This window comes from Cohnella laeviribosi DSM 21336, from assembly GCF_000378425.1.
In the GTDB taxonomy this organism is placed as follows: Bacteria; Bacillota; Bacilli; order Paenibacillales; family Paenibacillaceae; genus Cohnella; species Cohnella laeviribosi.
In genome coordinates, this window is sequence record NZ_KB899817.1 from 38,862 (window position 1) to 54,964 (window position 16,103).

The 16,103-nt window shown below is 59.8% G+C and carries 13 protein-coding genes; 2 read left to right on the forward strand and 11 right to left on the reverse strand.

Annotated elements, in window-relative coordinates; translation table 11 throughout:
* Positions 1 to 106 precede the first annotated feature (106 nt).
* From F560_RS0108455 to ftsE, 3 genes are read right to left on the reverse strand one after another with little or no spacing between them, the layout of a single operon-like run.
* Positions 107 to 1,282, reverse strand: coding sequence for a murein hydrolase activator EnvC family protein (locus F560_RS0108455; protein WP_019005288.1), 1,176 nt, complete (start codon positions 1,280 to 1,282; stop codon positions 107 to 109).
* A gap of 16 nt (positions 1,283 to 1,298) precedes the next feature.
* Positions 1,299 to 2,216 carry a permease-like cell division protein FtsX gene (gene ftsX, locus F560_RS0108460; protein WP_019005289.1) on the reverse strand — a complete coding sequence of 306 codons (918 nt, stop codon included), beginning with the start codon at positions 2,214 to 2,216 and terminating at the stop codon, positions 1,299 to 1,301.
* Positions 2,206 to 2,892 carry a cell division ATP-binding protein FtsE gene (ftsE, locus tag F560_RS0108465; protein ID WP_026298171.1) on the reverse strand — a complete coding sequence of 229 codons (687 nt, stop codon included), beginning with the start codon at positions 2,890 to 2,892 and terminating at the stop codon, positions 2,206 to 2,208. The genes ftsX and ftsE overlap by 11 nt, the downstream gene beginning before the upstream one ends.
* A 226-nt stretch (positions 2,893 to 3,118) precedes the next feature.
* Here ftsE and F560_RS24535 point away from each other — a divergent pair, with 226 nt between their 5' ends.
* On the forward strand, positions 3,119 to 4,432 hold the full coding sequence (locus F560_RS24535) for a VanW family protein (protein ID WP_019005291.1): 1,314 nt from the start codon (positions 3,119 to 3,121) through the stop codon (positions 4,430 to 4,432).
* Between the two features lie 747 nt (positions 4,433 to 5,179).
* Here the strand turns inward: F560_RS24535 and argH are convergent.
* The 8 genes from argH to F560_RS0108520 all read right to left on the reverse strand — a co-directional run bounded on the left by argH (position 5,180) and on the right by F560_RS0108520 (position 15,596).
* Entirely contained in the window at positions 5,180 to 6,595 is a 1,416-nt protein-coding gene (argH, locus tag F560_RS0108475; RefSeq protein ID WP_019005292.1) for an argininosuccinate lyase, read from the reverse strand.
* A gap of 326 nt (positions 6,596 to 6,921) precedes the next feature.
* On the reverse strand, positions 6,922 to 8,169 hold the full coding sequence (locus tag F560_RS0108485; RefSeq protein WP_026298172.1) for an argininosuccinate synthase: 1,248 nt from the start codon (positions 8,167 to 8,169) through the stop codon (positions 6,922 to 6,924).
* Positions 8,170 to 8,270: 101 nt separating this feature from the next.
* On the reverse strand, positions 8,271 to 9,230 hold the full coding sequence (gene argF / locus F560_RS0108490; RefSeq protein ID WP_019005295.1) for an ornithine carbamoyltransferase: 960 nt from the start codon (positions 9,228 to 9,230) through the stop codon (positions 8,271 to 8,273).
* 121 nt (positions 9,231 to 9,351) lie between these two features.
* Positions 9,352 to 10,536, reverse strand: a complete 1,185-nt coding sequence (locus F560_RS0108495) for an acetylornithine transaminase (protein ID WP_019005296.1) — start codon at positions 10,534 to 10,536, stop codon at positions 9,352 to 9,354.
* Positions 10,537 to 10,562: 26 nt separating this feature from the next.
* Positions 10,563 to 11,348, reverse strand: a complete 786-nt coding sequence (gene argB / locus F560_RS0108500; protein ID WP_019005297.1) for an acetylglutamate kinase — start codon at positions 11,346 to 11,348, stop codon at positions 10,563 to 10,565.
* A 113-nt stretch (positions 11,349 to 11,461) separates the two neighbouring features.
* On the reverse strand, positions 11,462 to 12,688 hold the full coding sequence (gene argJ, locus F560_RS0108505) for a bifunctional ornithine acetyltransferase/N-acetylglutamate synthase (RefSeq protein WP_019005298.1): 1,227 nt from the start codon (positions 12,686 to 12,688) through the stop codon (positions 11,462 to 11,464).
* 26 nt (positions 12,689 to 12,714) lie between these two features.
* Positions 12,715 to 13,773, reverse strand: a complete 1,059-nt coding sequence (argC, locus tag F560_RS0108510; RefSeq protein ID WP_026298174.1) for an N-acetyl-gamma-glutamyl-phosphate reductase — start codon at positions 13,771 to 13,773, stop codon at positions 12,715 to 12,717.
* Between the two features lie 1,304 nt (positions 13,774 to 15,077).
* Positions 15,078 to 15,596 carry a hypothetical protein gene (locus F560_RS0108520; RefSeq protein WP_019005301.1) on the reverse strand — a complete coding sequence of 173 codons (519 nt, stop codon included), beginning with the start codon at positions 15,594 to 15,596 and terminating at the stop codon, positions 15,078 to 15,080.
* Between F560_RS0108520 and F560_RS25530 the strand changes: the two genes are divergently transcribed.
* A complete protein-coding gene (locus tag F560_RS25530; RefSeq protein ID WP_019005302.1) occupies positions 15,595 to 15,771 on the forward strand; it encodes an SgrR family transcriptional regulator in 177 nt (58 codons plus the stop codon). The genes F560_RS0108520 and F560_RS25530 overlap by 2 nt on opposite strands.
* Positions 15,772 to 16,103: the final 332 nt, after the last annotated feature.

Here is a 16,103-nt window from a genome sequence, read left to right on the forward strand (position 1 = left end):
CGCTCCCGAAAAGCCAAAAACAGCCGCCCCTCCGCGCCTCTTCCGTCAAAAACAGAAGAAAGAGGCCGGAGGAACCGGCCGGATGACGACGGCTGCGCCGTCTTTCTTATTTCAGGTAAGGCGCCGGATCGACCGGATTGCCGTTCTTGCGCACTTCAAAGTGCAGATGGTAGCCGGTCGCGGTTCCGGTCTTGCCGACAAGCCCGATTTTTTCGCCGCGTTTGACCGTTTGGCCTTTTTCGACCAGGATGCCGCCCGGTTTCAAATGGCCGTACAGCGTCCACAGCCCGTTCCCGTGGTTGATGACGATCGTATTGCCGTACCCGCTCCACGTCTGGGCGACGATCACGACGCCGGATTCGGCCGCGTAAACGGGCGTGCCCTCAGGAACGGCCATATCGATTCCGGTGTGCAGCTTCCTCTTTCCCGTAACCGGGTGTATCCGGTAGCCGAACGGCGAGGACAGCCGGTATTCCCGCTTGAGCGGAAGCCCGAGCTTGCCGCCCGTATAATAATTGCGGATCTTTTTCTTCTTCTCCAAAAGCTCGGAATATTTCTGGCCGAACTCCATGAGCGCCTTCTCGGCTTCCTCGCTGATCTCCTCGGTTTCCTCGATCTTCTCGTTAAGCTGCGCGATCAGAACTTCCTTTTGCCGCTCCTTAAGCTCCAGATTCGCTTTGCGGGTGGCCATCTCGGCGTAGAGGTTCCGCACCTCTCCGAGCTCGGCTTCGACCTGCGCTTTTTTCTCGGCGACGAACGCCTCGTATTGCTTGCTCTGCTCCAGCACGGACTTGTCCTGCTGCATAATGAGCTTCATGGCGTTGAAGCGCGTCAGAAAATCGTCGAAGCTGGTCGAGCTGAGCAGCACGTCAAGGTAAGAGACCGCGCCGTTCATATAGATCATGCGGATGCGCTTTTGCAAAAGCTCGTCGCGGCTTTCGCGCTGCTCCTCGGCGGCTTCCAGCTCTTTGGTCGTCCTCATCAGCCGCTCCTCGGCGGCGTCGATTTTCGCCTGGGTGGCAACCAGTTCCTCGCCGGCTTTGGCGATTTCGTTCATCAGCCGGACGATGTCCTCCTTCGTCGCCGCTTTTTGCGCGGACAACTGCCGGACGTTTTGCTCGGCCTGCTTCTTTTCCTGCGCCGCCTTGTTCATTTGCTGCTGAATCTTTCGGATCTCTTTCTCGATTTTCTGGACTTCGGTTTCCGCGCGACTATCGTAAGGCTGCCCGAGAAACATAATGACGACAAATATCGCGAGGACCGGTAGCAGCTTCTTTCTCACGGTCGTCCTCCTTATTTCAGACCTTTAGATATTTCCGGACGGAGACGGTGCTGCCCCAAATGCCGAGCAGCGCGCCCAGCGACAGCAGCGTCGCGGCGATAAAGCCGGATACTTCGTCCACGCTGGAGAGCTGAATCATCATCAGCCCGAGATCGTATTGCGTCGTCTTCAGGAGCTGCGAATAACCGTAAAGCAGGATCGCGGTCGTGATGGCCGAGCCGCCTAGCCCGATCAGAACGCCTTCCACAAAAAACGGCCACCGAATGAAGCTGTTTGTGGCCCCTACCAGCTTCATAATCGCGATTTCGCGGCGGCGGGCCAAAATCGTCATCTTGATCGTCGTCGAGATCAGGAACATGGCCATGACGGCAAGCCCCGCCACGATGACCAGGCCGATATTCCGCACCGCGTTGGTGATGCGGAACAGCTTCTCGACGGTGCCCTGGCCGTAATAGACCCCGTAAATGGGCTTGTCCGGGTCGGTTTCGTTAAACGCCTTAATTTGCTTGGCCACATACGCGACCTTCTGGGGATCGAACACCTCGACATCGAAGCCGTCCGGCAGCGGATTGTGCTCGTTCTCGTAGCCGTCGAGCGCGCTTCTGGCGTCGTCGTCCAAGCTTTGGCGCAGCCGCTCGAGTCCTTCTTCCTTGGATACAAAGGTGACCTTTTTCACTTCCGGGATGCGGCCGATCTTCCGGTTGACCTCTTCGATCTTCGCCTTGTCGGCGTTCAAATCCATATAAACGCGGATTTCGACCTGGCTTTCGATCTGGTCCGCCAGCTTGTTGACATTGAGCGCAAGCAGCATGAACACGCCGAGGATAAACAGCGATACGACGATGGAGCCCATCGACGCGAACGACATCCAGCCGTTGCGGAAGACGTTTTTGACTCCTTCACGCAGATGGCGCACGTAGGTTCTAACTGTCATAGCCGTATTCCCCTTTCGGCTCGTCGCGAACGATGGTTCCCCGTTCGATTGCGATGACGCGCTTGCGCAGGGTGTTCACGATGTCCTTGTTGTGGGTAGCCATGACGATGGTCGTACCGCGAAAATTGATTTCCTCCAGCAGCTTCATGATCCCCCAGGACGTTTCGGGGTCGAGATTGCCCGTCGGCTCGTCGGCGACGATGACGGCGGGATTGTTGACGATTGCGCGGGCGATGGCGACCCGCTGTTGCTCCCCGCCCGAAAGCTGGGCCGGCAGGCTGCTTGCCTTATGCTTCAGGCCGACCAGTTCGAGCGCTTCCATCGTCCGGCGGCGGATGACCTTTTTCGGCGCCTCGATGACTTCCATCGCAAAAGCGACATTCTCGTATGCGGATAATTTCGGGAGCAGACGGAAATCTTGGAAGATGACGCCGATGTTGCGGCGGATGAACGGAATTTTGCGCTGTTTCAGCTTGCCGATATTGAACCCGTTGACGAACAGTTGCCCTTTGGTCGGGACTTCCTCCCGATAGATCAGCTTCATGAACGTCGATTTGCCGGCCCCGGAAGGACCGACGATATATACGAACTCGTTGCGGTCGATCACAACGTTGATTCCGCTTAGGGCGGTAGTTCCGTCCGGGTATGTCTTGGCTACATCGTGCATTTCAATCACTTGGAATCACACCTTGTTTGAATTCGGACTTTTGATACTTCGACATTGTGCCTAAAAATCCTTTATTTGTCGACTCGTCTTGGGTAAAGCGCACGAATTTTTGTCGCCGCAAAGCGTTGGCCGCCATGGGACTTGGGAAATTTTTAAAAGTTTTTTAATCTGTCGGGTCCGCGCTCGCGCGATGGAATGTTCAGGATTTCCAGAAACAATTTAGGGAGGAAGTGCGGTGCGAAAAGGTTGGATGGGGCCGGTCGCCATCGCGGCGGCTCTGGGAATCGGCGCCGGTACGGCGCTTGGCTGTGCTATGCATGACGGAGACGGGAAATGGGCGCTGAGCTTGTCCGCAGGCGGGCATCGAGAGCGATGGGGCGAGACGGCGGAGGCGCTGCCTCTAGCGGCGGCCGTCCCGGGCGGGGCGGAGACGAGGCAGACGCCCGTCGCTGCGGGTGCGGCGGACGCGCTGCTTGCAGCGGTGCGCCGGCAGGCGACCCTCGCAGCGGGCGGCGAGCGGCCGGACGCGCGGCCCCTGGCGGGGGCGGCGGAGATGCTGCCGGCCGGTCTGTCTCTGGCGGCAGCCGTACCGGACGCGGCGAAGACGATGCCAGCCGGTCTACCTCTGGCGGCGGTAGTACCAGGCGCGGCGGAGAAGCTACCGGCCGATCTGTCTTCGGCAGCGGCCGCCACCAGTGCTCCGGAGCAGAAGCATCGGGACGAAGAACGCCCGCGCAAAATCGCGGCGTTTTCCACCTCCTTTTCGGCAAGCGACGAAGGCCGCTCACATAACATCGAGGCTGTGGCACAAGCGCTTGACAACACGCTGCTGATGCCGGGCGACGTGTTCGATTTCGGCAGCATCGTCGCCAAGGCGGAACGGGAACGCGGCTTCAAGGAAGCGCCTGTCATCGTGAGCGGCAAGCTGAAGCCCGGGATCGGCGGCGGCATTTGCCAGGTCAGCAGCACCCTTTACAACGCCGTGCTGCGCGCGGACGGCATCGACATCGTGGAGCGGCGGAACCATTCGCTCCCGGTCGGCTATTTGCCTGTCGGCCTGGACGCCACCTTCGCGGACGGCTTCATCAACTTCCGCTTTCGCAACGCCACGGGCAAACCGCTTCGGATCAAGACGGAAGTCCGGAACAAAACCGTGACCGTCAAACTGCTCGGAGCCATGAACGAAAACGTGGAGTACCGGATCGAAACGGTGATGCAATACATCATCGCGCCCAAAATCGTTTACGTGGCGGACCCGCATCTGGCCGAAGGCCAAAGCAAGACGCTGCGTCCAGGCGCGGAAGGCTACGTCGTCGACACATACCGCGTGAAGCTGGTCAACGGGGAATTCGCGAAACGGGTCCGTATTTCGCACGACACGTACCGCTCGCAGGATGCGCTCGTCGCCGTCCATCCGGACGATCCGCGTCTGGAGCCTTCTGCTGCCAAACAGCCGGCTCCGCATGGGCTTCCCTCTTCGGATTCCTCTGCGCCGGAATCGCACGCTCCGGTCCCTCTTCACGGCGGCGTGCCGGTCGAACCGTTGTAAAAGCGGGGTTGGAGCCCCGCCTTTTCCCGGTATCCCGTCCCTCGGGCTCGCCCTTTCCACATCCTCTGCTTTCCGGTAACAGCCTCATCCTTGCCTTTCGGGTACCGGATCGCCCTCCACTCCTTTGCCCCCTAAATTCGTTCTCCTGTACGGTGGCCCCGAAACGAAACTGTAGTTGCACAAATAGCAATTGCACGACTGTTTTCCGCTTTTTCGCGTTTGCAGTTGCTATTACGGCAATTCGACGGCCCGACACCTCGTTCGGAGACCGAAATCGAAACTGTAGTTGCACAAATAGCAATTGCACGGCTGTTTTCCGTTTTTTCGCGTTTGCAATTGCTATTACGGCAATTCGACGGCCCGACACCTCGTAAGGCGACCCGCTGCTCAAGCGTGAGCCCTCGGGGATGAACGCGGGCTGCGGAACGGAAACGGCAGGCAGCCGCAATGTTGCGTAGATAATGTTGCGAGGGCAAACGATCTGCTCGATGGATGTAGGTGGCGGTAAAGGCGCCCTGGGGGATGAAGCGGAATTTGGAGAACATGCGGAAGCCAATGCAGGCGCACTCCCGGATGAACGTCCTGCATGCAAGGAGCCAATAACGGCGATTGAGCGGCAGGCAGGCAAAAAGGTACGGCGGAGCTTCGGATTCCGGGAGGCTAAAAATGCAGCAAACCGCCGGGCATCGCGCCCGGCGGCGTTGCACAAAACGGAGCCTGATGAACTCCGCGCTTGCGGCCCTTCGCTTATTTGCACTTTTCGGCGTACTCCGCCGTCCAGGCGTGAACGCGCGCGAGCTCGGCTTCCGCCCGTTCGATCGCGGCGGCTACCTGTTCCGTCGCCGTGCCGCCGTAAACGTTGCGCGCGTTGACGACGTTTTCCGGCTTCAGCACTTCGTAGATCCGGTCGTCGAACAGCGACGAGAATTGCTTGAATTCGTCCAGCGTCAGGTCCAGCAGGAACTTGTTGTTCTGGATGCAGTACAGCACCGTCTTGCCGATCACTTCGTGCGCCTGGCGGAACGGCATCCCTTTGCCGACCAGGAAGTCGGCGATGTCCGTCGCGTTGGAGAAGTCGCGGTCGACGGCCCGGCGCATTTGCTCCTTGCGGACCTTCATCGTCGCGATCATCGGCGCAAACAGCTGCAGAGCGCCCTGGAGCGTCTTGACCGTATCGAACATGCCTTCCTTGTCTTCCTGCATGTCCTTGTTGTACGCGAGCGGCAGCGACTTCAGCACCGTCAGCAGGCCGACGAGATGGCCGTACACCCGCCCCGTTTTGCCGCGCACAAGCTCGGGCACGTCCGGGTTCTTCTTCTGCGGCATGATGCTCGATCCGGTGCAGAACGCGTCGTCCAGCTCGATAAATTGGAACTCCGTGCTGGACCACAGCACCAGCTCTTCGCTAAGCCGCGACAAATGCGTCATAATCAGCGAGGCGTTGGCCAGAAACTCGACGATAAAATCGCGGTCGCTGACGGCGTCCAGACTGTTTTCGTACACCCGCCCGAAATTGAGCAGCTTCGCCGTGTACAGGCGGTCGATCGCAAACGTCGTGCCGGCCAGCGCGCCCGCGCCGAGCGGCAGCGTGTCGATGCGCTTGTAGCTGTCCTGCAGACGCTCGATATCGCGTCCGAACATGGAGACGTAGGCCATCAGATGATGCGCGAACAAAATCGGCTGCGCCCGCTGAAGATGCGTGTAGCCCGGCACGATCGTGTCCAGGTTGGCTTTGGCCTGCCCGATCAGCGCCTCCTGCAGCTTCGCGAGCAGATCGACGAATTCGACGACCCTTTTGCGCAAGTACAGGTGCATGTCCGTCGCCACCTGGTCGTTGCGGCTGCGTCCCGTATGCAGCTTGCCCCCGACCGGCCCGATCTCGTCGATGAGCGCCTTTTCGATGTTCATGTGAATGTCTTCGTCGGCGATCGAGAACTCCTGCTCGCCCCGCTGGATGCGGTTGCGCACCTTCAGCAAGCCTTCCTTGATTTTTTCGACGTCGTCCGCAGGCAGGACGCCGCAATGGCCCAACATCGAGACATGCGCGAGGCTGCCCTGGATATCCTCTTCGGCCAGCTCTTTGTCGAACGTAATCGACGCCGTGTATTCCTCCACCAGTTGGTCGGTTTTTTTCGTAAACCGGCCTCCCCAAAGCTTGCTCATATCCTTCGTGACTCCCTTCGTATCTTCAGCCGGCGATCGGCCCGGTCCCGTTCCGCGCCGCTGCGAAAGCGCACCGCTCCGATCCCGAAGGCAAAACCGCCAAAAAACGCCGGCTGCAAGCTGAAACTGCCGGAACGCATGGCGTCCATGTTCCGTGCAAGCACTTTCCCATTATACATGATACAAGCCAACCGGGCCCGTTGCACAAGAAAAAGAACTGCGGTGCGCAGTTCATCGGTACAGATCGGGAAAAAGGGCCCGGGAGCGCCGCCGGCGTCCAAAGACCGTGCGCCGCTCCCTTTCCGATGCGTTCGTGCCCCTCCCGTTTACCCGTTGTTCAGGCCGGAAGCGCCGTTTACGCCGGCCGAAACTTTCAGGCGCAGCGCGTTCAGGCGGATGAAGCCGGTCGCGTCGCTTTGATCGTAAGCCTGCGTCGGGTCCGCCTCCATCGTCGCGATGTGCGGGTTGTACAGGCTGACCGGACTTTTCAGCCCCGCCGCCATCACGTTGCCTTTATACAGCTTCAGGCGAACGGTGCCGGTCACGTTCTTCTGGCTTTCGGTGACGAGCGCTTGAATGGCGAGGCGCTCCGGCGCGAACCAGAAGCCGTTGTATACGAGCGAAGCGTACTTCGGAATGAGCGAGTCGCGCAGGTGCATGACGTCGCGGTCCATCGTCAGCGACTCCATTTTGCGGTGCGCCGTGAACAGGATGGTGCCGCCCGGCGTCTCGTATACGCCGCGGCTCTTCATGCCGACAAAACGGTTCTCGACCATGTCGACGCGGCCGATGCCGTGCTTGCCGCCGAGCTCGTTCAGCTTTTCCATCACGCCCAGCGGGCTCAGCTTCTCGCCGTTCACCGCCACGCAGTTGCCGGCTTCGAACTCAAGCTCCACGTATTCGGGCTGATCCGGCGCCTGCTCCGGCGATACGCTCAGCACGTACATGTCCTGCGCCTCCGGCGCGCTCGAATCGTACCACGGGTCCTCCAGCACGCCGCTCTCGAAGCTGATGTGCAGCAAATTGCGGTCCATCGAATACGGCTTGGCCGCCGACGCCTGAACCGGGATGCCGTGCTTCTCGGCGTAGGCGATCATTTCGGCGCGGCCCGGGAACGCTTTGCGGAACGCCTCGTCGCGCCAGGGCGCGATCACCTTGATGTCCGGCGCCAGCGCCGCGGCCGTCAGCTCAAAGCGCACCTGGTCGTTGCCTTTGCCGGTGGCGCCGTGCGCGATCGCCGTCGCGCCTTCGGCGCGGGCGATTTCGACCATGCGTTTGGCGATCAGCGGACGCGCGATGCTCGTGCCGAGCAGGTACTGCCCTTCGTACAGCGCTCCCGCCTGGAACATCGGGAAAATAAAATCTTTGGCGAACTCTTCCCGGAGGTCGTCGATGTAAACTTTGGACGCGCCGGTTTTGATCGCTTTTTCCTCGAGTCCGTCGAGTTCTTCCTTCTGGCCGATGTCGGCGGTGAAGGTGATGATTTCGGCATCGTACGTCTCTTTCAGCCAGGTCAGGATGACGGACGTATCGAGCCCGCCGGAATATGCCAACACGATTTTTTCTTTGGCCATGATGGGCAACGCTCCTTCTTTTTTTCTGAACATCATTCCGCACAATGGAAGCCGCCGGACTCGGCCGTATCGCCCGAACCCGACGGCGTCCGCGTTTCAGGTTACATGATGGCGGCCATGATCGCTTTTTGCGCGTGCAGCCGGTTTTCCGCCTCGTCGAAAATGACGGAATGCGGACCGTCGATCACGCCCTCGGTCACTTCTTCTCCGCGGTGAGCCGGCAAACAGTGCATGAACAGGAAATCCGGCTTGGCGTATTGAACGAGCTGCTCGTTGACCTGGTAATTTTGGAAGGCGCGCTCCCGTTCCTTCTGCTCTTCTTCAAAGCCCATGCTTGCCCATACGTCGGTATAGACGACGTCCGCGCCTTCGATCGCTTCGCGGGGGTCGCGCAAAATGTCGATCCGGCTGCCGCTTTCCCTTGCGAAGTCGCGCGCCAGCTTGACCTGCTCCGCGTCCGGCTCGTAGCCTTCCGGGGACGCGCTCGCAAAGTGAATCCCGAGCTTGCTCGCGCCGATCATCAGCGAATGCAGCATGTTGTTGCCGTCGCCGATGTAGGCGACCTTCAAGCCTTCGAGACGTCCTTTTTTCTCCAAAATCGTCTGATAGTCCGCCAGCGCCTGACACGGATGGGATTGATCCGACAGCGCGTTGATGACCGGCACGGTCGCGCTGCGGGCCAGCTCCACGACATTGCGGTGGCCGAACGTCCGAATGATGATGCCGTCTAGGTAGCGGGACAGCGTCATCGCCGTATCGCGGATCGTCTCGCCGCGTCCCATCTGGATATCGTTGCGGCTCAGAAACAGCGCTTGGCCGCCCAATTGGTACATGCCGACCTCGAACGAAACGCGGGTGCGGGTCGACGATTTTTCAAAAATCATGCCGAGCGACTTGCCTTTGAGCGGCTGATACACTTCCCCGGCTTTGAGCTTGCGCTTCAATTCGATGGCCAGATCGATCAAGTAGCGAATCTCTTCGGACGAGTAATCGACAAGCCCCAGAAAATCCCGGCCCTTCAGTCTTGCGGCCAATTCTTCCGCTTTTGCGGCTGGTTGCACGACAACCCCTCCTTCACGATCGTAAAATTCCGTCCCGGAAAGCCTCTCCCGGGCTTTATCTTAACATCTGTCGGGTTCCGTGCTTTCGGATTCCGACGTTATTCCGACGTTACTCCGACGGTTATTCCGCCGGCGTTCGAACCGCCGCCCGCTCCTTCAGCACGGCAGCGATCAGGCCGACCGCTTCGTCGATCTCCTCGCCGGTGACGAGCAGATTCGGCAGCAGGCGAATGACATTCGGCCCGGCCACCACGACGAGCAGGCCGCGGCGGTACAGCTCGGCAACGGCGTCGGCGACGGGTTCGTCGCAGACGATGCCGACCAGCAGGCCTTTGCCGCGGACTTCGAGCACGCCGGGCACGCCGTCAAGCGCTTCGCGCAGCTTGCCGATCAGCCGCTCGCCCGCTTCGGCGGCACGCTCCGGGGCCTGCTCGATCAGCAGCGTCTCGATCGTCGCGGCGACCGCCGCCATCGCGATCGGCGTGCCGCCGAACGTGGAGCCGTGCGAGCCGGCGGAGAACGCCGGCACAAGCGGCGCCTTGGCCAGCATCGCGCCGACCGGAAAGCCGCTGCCCAGGCCTTTGGCCAGCGTGAAAATATCCGGTTCCACGTCGTAATGCTGGTACGAGAACAGCTTGCCCGTGCGGCCCATGCCGGTCTGGATTTCGTCGATGATCAGCAGCAGCCCGTGGCGGTCGCAAAGCTCCCGCACGGCGCGCAGAAACGCCGGATCGACCGGAATGACGCCGCCTTCCGCCTGCACCGTCTCGAGCATGACGGCGGCGGTCCGCTCGTTAACGGCGGCCTCCAGCGCCGGCAAATCATGCAGCGGCACGTGTACGAAGCCTTGCGGCAAGGGCAGGAAGCCTTCCTTGACCTTGTCCTGTCCGGTCGCGGTCAGCGTCGCGAGCGTCCGGCCGTGGAACGATTGCGTAAAGGTAATGATCTCATGGCGCCCGTTCCCGAGCACCTTCTGATGATAGCGGCGGGCCAGCTTGATCGCCGCTTCGTTCGCCTCCGCGCCGCTGTTGCAGAAAAAGACGGCGTCGGCGCAACTGTTATCCGTCAGCAGCTTGGCCGCTTTCTCCTGACCCGGTATCTGAAACAGGTTCGACACATGCCACAGCTGGTCGAGCTGGGCCACCAGCGCCGACTTGACCCGATCCGGAACGTGTCCGAGGTTGGTGACGGCAAGGCCGCTCATAAAATCGAGATACTCCTTGCCCTGATCGTCCCACAGGCGGCTTCCCTTGCCCTTCACGATCGTGATCGGGTAACGCCCGTATGTCGGGAACAAATGGCTCATGCAGAACACTCCCTTCGCTTCTATGGTTATTCGCGCACGATCCGGGTGCCGATGCCGCCCTCGCGGACCGCCCTGCTCAGCACGCGGGGCTCCGCGCCGTCGACGATCAGCACTTCCCGCACGTTGCCGTGCAGGCATTTCATGGCTGCGCGCACCTTCGGAATCATGCCGCCGTAAATCTCCCCGCTCGCGATCATCTCCTCGATGTCCGCGAACGTCGCCTGCGGCATCACCTGCTTCACGCCGTCCCGCGTCCGCATAATGCCGGGCACGTCGGTGACGACAATCATCGTCTCGACGCCCAGCTTCGACGCCACCGCGCCGGCCGCCGTATCCGCGTTGATGTTGAACCGCTGGCCTTGATCGTTGATGCCGATCGGGGCGATCACGGGCACATATCCGAGCGCGATCACGCCCTCGATCAGTTCGGCGTTCACGTCGGTCACGTCGCCGACAAAGCCGATCTCGTCCGCATTGGCAACCGGCTCGGCCCGAATCAGCAGCCCGTCCGTGCCGGACAGGCCGAGCGCCTTGGCGCCGCTTTGCTGCAGCTTGCGCACGATCTCCTTGTTGATGCGGCCGGCAAGCACCATCTCCACGACGTCCAGCGTCGCTTCGTCCGTCACTCTCAGGCCGTTTGCGAACCGGCTCTCGATGCCGAGCTTGCCCAGCGTTTCATTGATGGCCGGCCCGCCTCCGTGCACGATAACCGGCTGCGTTCCGCTTTCCTGCAATTCCCGCAAATCCTGAAAAAAAGCGTCCGGCAGCGCCGCAAGCGTGCTGCCTCCGCACTTCATCACAAACCGCGCCATATCCGTCCTCCCGCAAAACCGGCGAATTTTTCAGCCGCCGGCCGATTCCGCCCGGGCCAGGCGAGATGCGCCCACCGCAACCGGCTTCCGCCGCGAAGCCGTCCCGGAACGGATTACGTCCGGTACGCCGCGTTGATCCGCACGTAGTCGTAGGTCAGATCGCAGCCCCAGGCGACGGCCCGGCCGCTGCCCATGTTGAGGTCGACATGAATGGCGACCGTGTCGCCCTTCAAATATTCCAACGCGGCCTCTTCGTCAAACGCAACCGGCCGCGACTGCTCCAGAACGGAAATGTCGCCGAGCCGGATGTCGACCGTATGCACGTTGAGCGGCACGCCCGCGCGTCCGGCGGCGGCGATAATCCGCCCCCAGTTGGCGTCGGCGCCGAACATCGCCGATTTCACAAGGCTGGAGCCGATGATCGTCTTGGCGATCGCCCGGGCCGCTTCGTCGCTCTCCGCGCCGGTGACCGTCGTCTCGATCAGCTTCGTCGCCCCTTCCCCGTCGCGGGCGATCGCCTTCGCCAGTTCCCGGCACACGTAGCGGAACCCGTCCGCAAACGCGGTCCAATCCGCATGATCGCGTGACAGCTCGCGGTTGCCCGCAAGCCCGCTCGCCATCGCGATCACCATGTCGTTCGTAGACGTATCGCCGTCCACCGTAATCATATTAAACGTGACGTCCGTCGCTTCCCGCAGCAGCTCCTGCAGCAGCGCGGCGGAAATCGCGGCATCCGTCGTGATAAAGCCGAGCATCGTCGCCATGTTCGGGTGAATCATCCCGGAGCCCTTGGCCGCTCCGGCGATCGTCACGGTCTTCCCGTCGACGTCCAGACGCACGCAAGCCGTCTTCTTCACCAGGTCCGTCGTCAAAATCGCCTGGCAGAAATCGTCCGAGCCCTGCGCGTCGCCGCGCAGCTTCGCGGGAAGCTGCGCAATGCCGGAGGACACCCGGTCCATTTTGAGCAATTCCCCGATTACGCCCGTCGACGCCACCGCGACCTGATGCTTCGGAACGCCGAGCGCCTCCGCCAGCTCCGCACGCATCGTGCGGGCGTCTTCTTCGCCCTGCTTCCCGGTGCATGCGTTGGCGTTGCCGCTGTTGACCAGCACCGCGCGCAGCACGCTCTCCTCGGCAAGGCTCTCGCGGGTCACCTGAAGCGGCGCCGCCTGAAACAGATTCGTCGTGTACACCGCCGCAGCCGCCGCCGGAACCTCGCACACGATCGCTCCCAAATCGTGGCGGTCCGTTTTCTTCAGCCCGCAATGAAGGCCGCCGGCCTTGAATCCTTTCGGCGCCGTAATGCCGCCTTCCGGAACAATCTCATACGTTTTCCCCATGTCGCTTCTTGCGCCTCCGAATACCGTTACGGATATACCGGGGTGAATTCAAGCCCCAGCGTTTCGTCCCAGCCCATGATGAGATTCAAGTTTTGGATCGCTTGCCCGGCCGCTCCCTTGACCAGGTTGTCGATGACCGAAATGATCGTAATCCGGCCCGTCCGCTCGTCCACCGAAACGCCGATATCGCAGTAGTTCGAGCCGTACACTTCCTTGGTCGCCGGATAAATGCCGGTCTCCCGCACCCGCACGAATTTCCGCCCCTCGTAGAACTCGCGGTACAGCCGCGTAAAATCCGCGCTCGTCCGGCTTCGATCCGTCAGCTTCGCGTACATCGTGCTCATAATTCCCCGCGTCATCGGCGCAAGATGGGTCGTGAACGTCACCGCTACCGGCCGCCCGGCCGCGCGCTCCAGCACCATCTCGATTTCGGGCGTATGCTGATGCTGGTTGACCTTGTACGCCTTTAAATTTTCGTTCACTTCTGAAAAATGCGAGCCCAGGCTGAGGCCGCGCCCCGCTCCGGAAACGCCCGTCTTCGCGTCGATCACGATCGTATCCGGATCGATCCAGCCCGCCTGCACCGCCGGGTAAAGGCCGAGCGCCGTCGCCGTCGGAAAGCAGCCCGGGTTGGAAATGAAATCCGCTCCCGCCGCTTCCTGCCCGAACAGCTCGCACATGCCGTACACCGCGCGGTCCAGATAAGCTTGATCGGGCGCTTCCTTTTTATACCACTGCCGGTAAACCTCCGGGTTCTTCAGCCGGAAATCGCCGGACAGGTCGATGACCTTCAAGCCCGCCTCGAGAAACTGGGGCGCGAGCTTCGCGCTGACGCCGTGCGGCGTGGCGAGAAATACGACATCCGCCTTGCCGCGGATGAGCGCGGGATCGACCGCGTCGAGCTTGTCGGTCACGATTTCCGTCAAATGCGGAAAACCTTCCGCAAACGAAGTCCCGGCGCTGGACGACGAAACGACCGAGGACACGGACACCTTCGGATGCGCAGCCAGAAGACGGATCAGCTCGACGCCGCCGTAGCCCGTCGAACCGACGATGGCGGCGCGGACCGCTACAGATTGTGACATGGCGAAAATCTCCCTTTTTCCTTGTATAAAGTAAAAATCATGCACGTCATGCTCGGAAAAGCGGATTCGAAACGCCGGTGCGGAAATGCCGAAGCCGAATCCCGAAGGCCGGTTCCTGCGCGCCGACTCCCAAGTGCCGATTTCGAAGCGACGTTTTCCAAATGGCGTTTTTTCATCTTCGCAATGGCGTTTTCTCGTTTTTCGCAATGGCGTGTTCTCAAGTGCCGCAATACCGCTTCCTTAATGCGCCGCCCCGACTGAGGAGTTGCCTAAAAAGCACTTATTTTGCCCTTAGTCTTCACAAGAGGGGATCTAGTTGCCTTTATCGCAATTAAAAAGCCGGATGACGCCGATTTCGAATCGAAAGCGAACGTTAGTTGCCAAAAAAGCACTTAAACAGAAGCCTCTAACGGAGAAAGCCGTTCCAATTGCAAAAATGTCACTTCAATCCGACAATTGCGACGAAACGCGGTCAGTCCGTACCGAATCCGGGGCGCCTGAAAGCTGCGCTAACGGTTCAGCATGCCGAAAGCCGGCATTTGACGGCAGGAGCGTCGAAAGCTAACCTTAGGGCCGGCACAGTGCCAGCTTTACTCGCAACCGATACCCGAAGGCGACACCGGCATGTGCGCTCGGAAACGCAAAGCTCCAGCACCTTTGCACCCGTCTTTTGCGGACCCGTTCGTCCAACTCAAAAACCATCCCCATTGTACCTAATTCAGGAAGGGATGTAAAAGCAAAACCGCTCTTTCCGTGCCTGCTTTTCATTCCTGAATTATTATACATAGAAATGAGTTTTTATTCAATGGTTTCCGCCGAATAATTGCGCGGGCTCAGCCAAATAATCGGCATTCGTTAAGCCCTCCTTCGCCGCTCCTATTTTCGCGTAAAAAGCTTCGTATGCGGGGGATTTCTCCGAAGCCATTTCCTGCTTCCATTTGCTGCATTAAATATTTCCTATGCTCATTTTTTCTGTCCTCAAGCTTTTTCCTGTACAAGCTTTCCTAGACCGGTGGCGAATAAACCGAAATAGGTGAAAATGGAAATCATGAATGAATTTGCCGCCAAACCGCAACTTGTCACAGAACCGCGACTTGAAGCGCGAACTGCATTTGATCCGTTATTGAGGCGTAAGCTGAAAATGGCGGTATGACTGCAATTGAGGTGCGAACCGCGATTGAGACCCGCAGATGAGGCGCGCACGAAAAATGAAAACGCGATTGCAGCTTGAAGCTGAACTGCCGACGCAAAGCATGCGCCGTTCTTCCGGATAAGCCGGTTGGGCGGCGCTTTTTATTTTTTCCCTAAGGAGGATGCAGGACATGACGACAGGGTTCGAATTCAAACATGCCGAGTGGCTGGAACGGCACTTGTCCCGGCGGCAAGGCGAGGCGCTGCGCAGACTGAAAGTCGGCCACGCCCATGCGGAACAGGCGATGCTCAAGCATATTTGGTGGCCGGCGTTCGGGCATTTTCGGCATTTGCATCCCGAATACGAGGTAACCGATTTTCTGGAGGGACGCCGCTACTTGGATTTCGCGTATATTCGCTCCGGCATCCGCATCGCGATCGAAGTGGACGGCTACGGCCCTCACTATCGCAGCTTGTCGCGAAAAGAATTTTGCGATCAATGGGTTCGCCAGATGCATCTGATCAATGACAACTGGATCGTGGTCCGGATCGGTTATGACGACGTGATCGAGCGTCCGCGCATGTGGCAGCAGTTGCTTCAGCAGATGATCGGAACGTTGTTCGGCAACGATGACTCGCAGTCTTCCTCGCTCACGGTCCGGGAACGGGAGCGTAAAGCTGTCGCTTCGCATGGACAGGCCGATCAAGCTATCGGACGTAAAGACGCTTCTTCATTGCCAGTATCGCAGCGCCCGATCGCATCTGCAGCGCTTGCAGGAGAAGGGCTGGCTCATTCCCGACGGCACGGGGAAAACGCGCACGCACTTCTGGCGGCCGAATCCGGAGCGAAAATTCAATTGGCTGTAGAAACGAACAACGGAATCGGAATCCCGCGGTTGCAAAAAAAGCAGGCAGGCTTGTTCCTTGCTCCTTCCGGCAGCATGCTCGCTCATTGCGATCCCGGCGGTACGTTTCGGCTAGTTGCCTCAAAAGCAATTATTTTGTTGTCCTACCGTTTTTTCGTACATGCAGTTGCATTTACAGCAATTAAAAGGCCAAACCACGGAGAAATTTGCACGCACAACGGTTTTAATTGCTTTTACAGCACTTCCTCGCGGCTGCTCACAGAAGATGACGTTGCAATTGCCAAAAAAGCAATTCTATCGCTGGCTCAGTCCAGAAGACGGCTCCGCTATTTT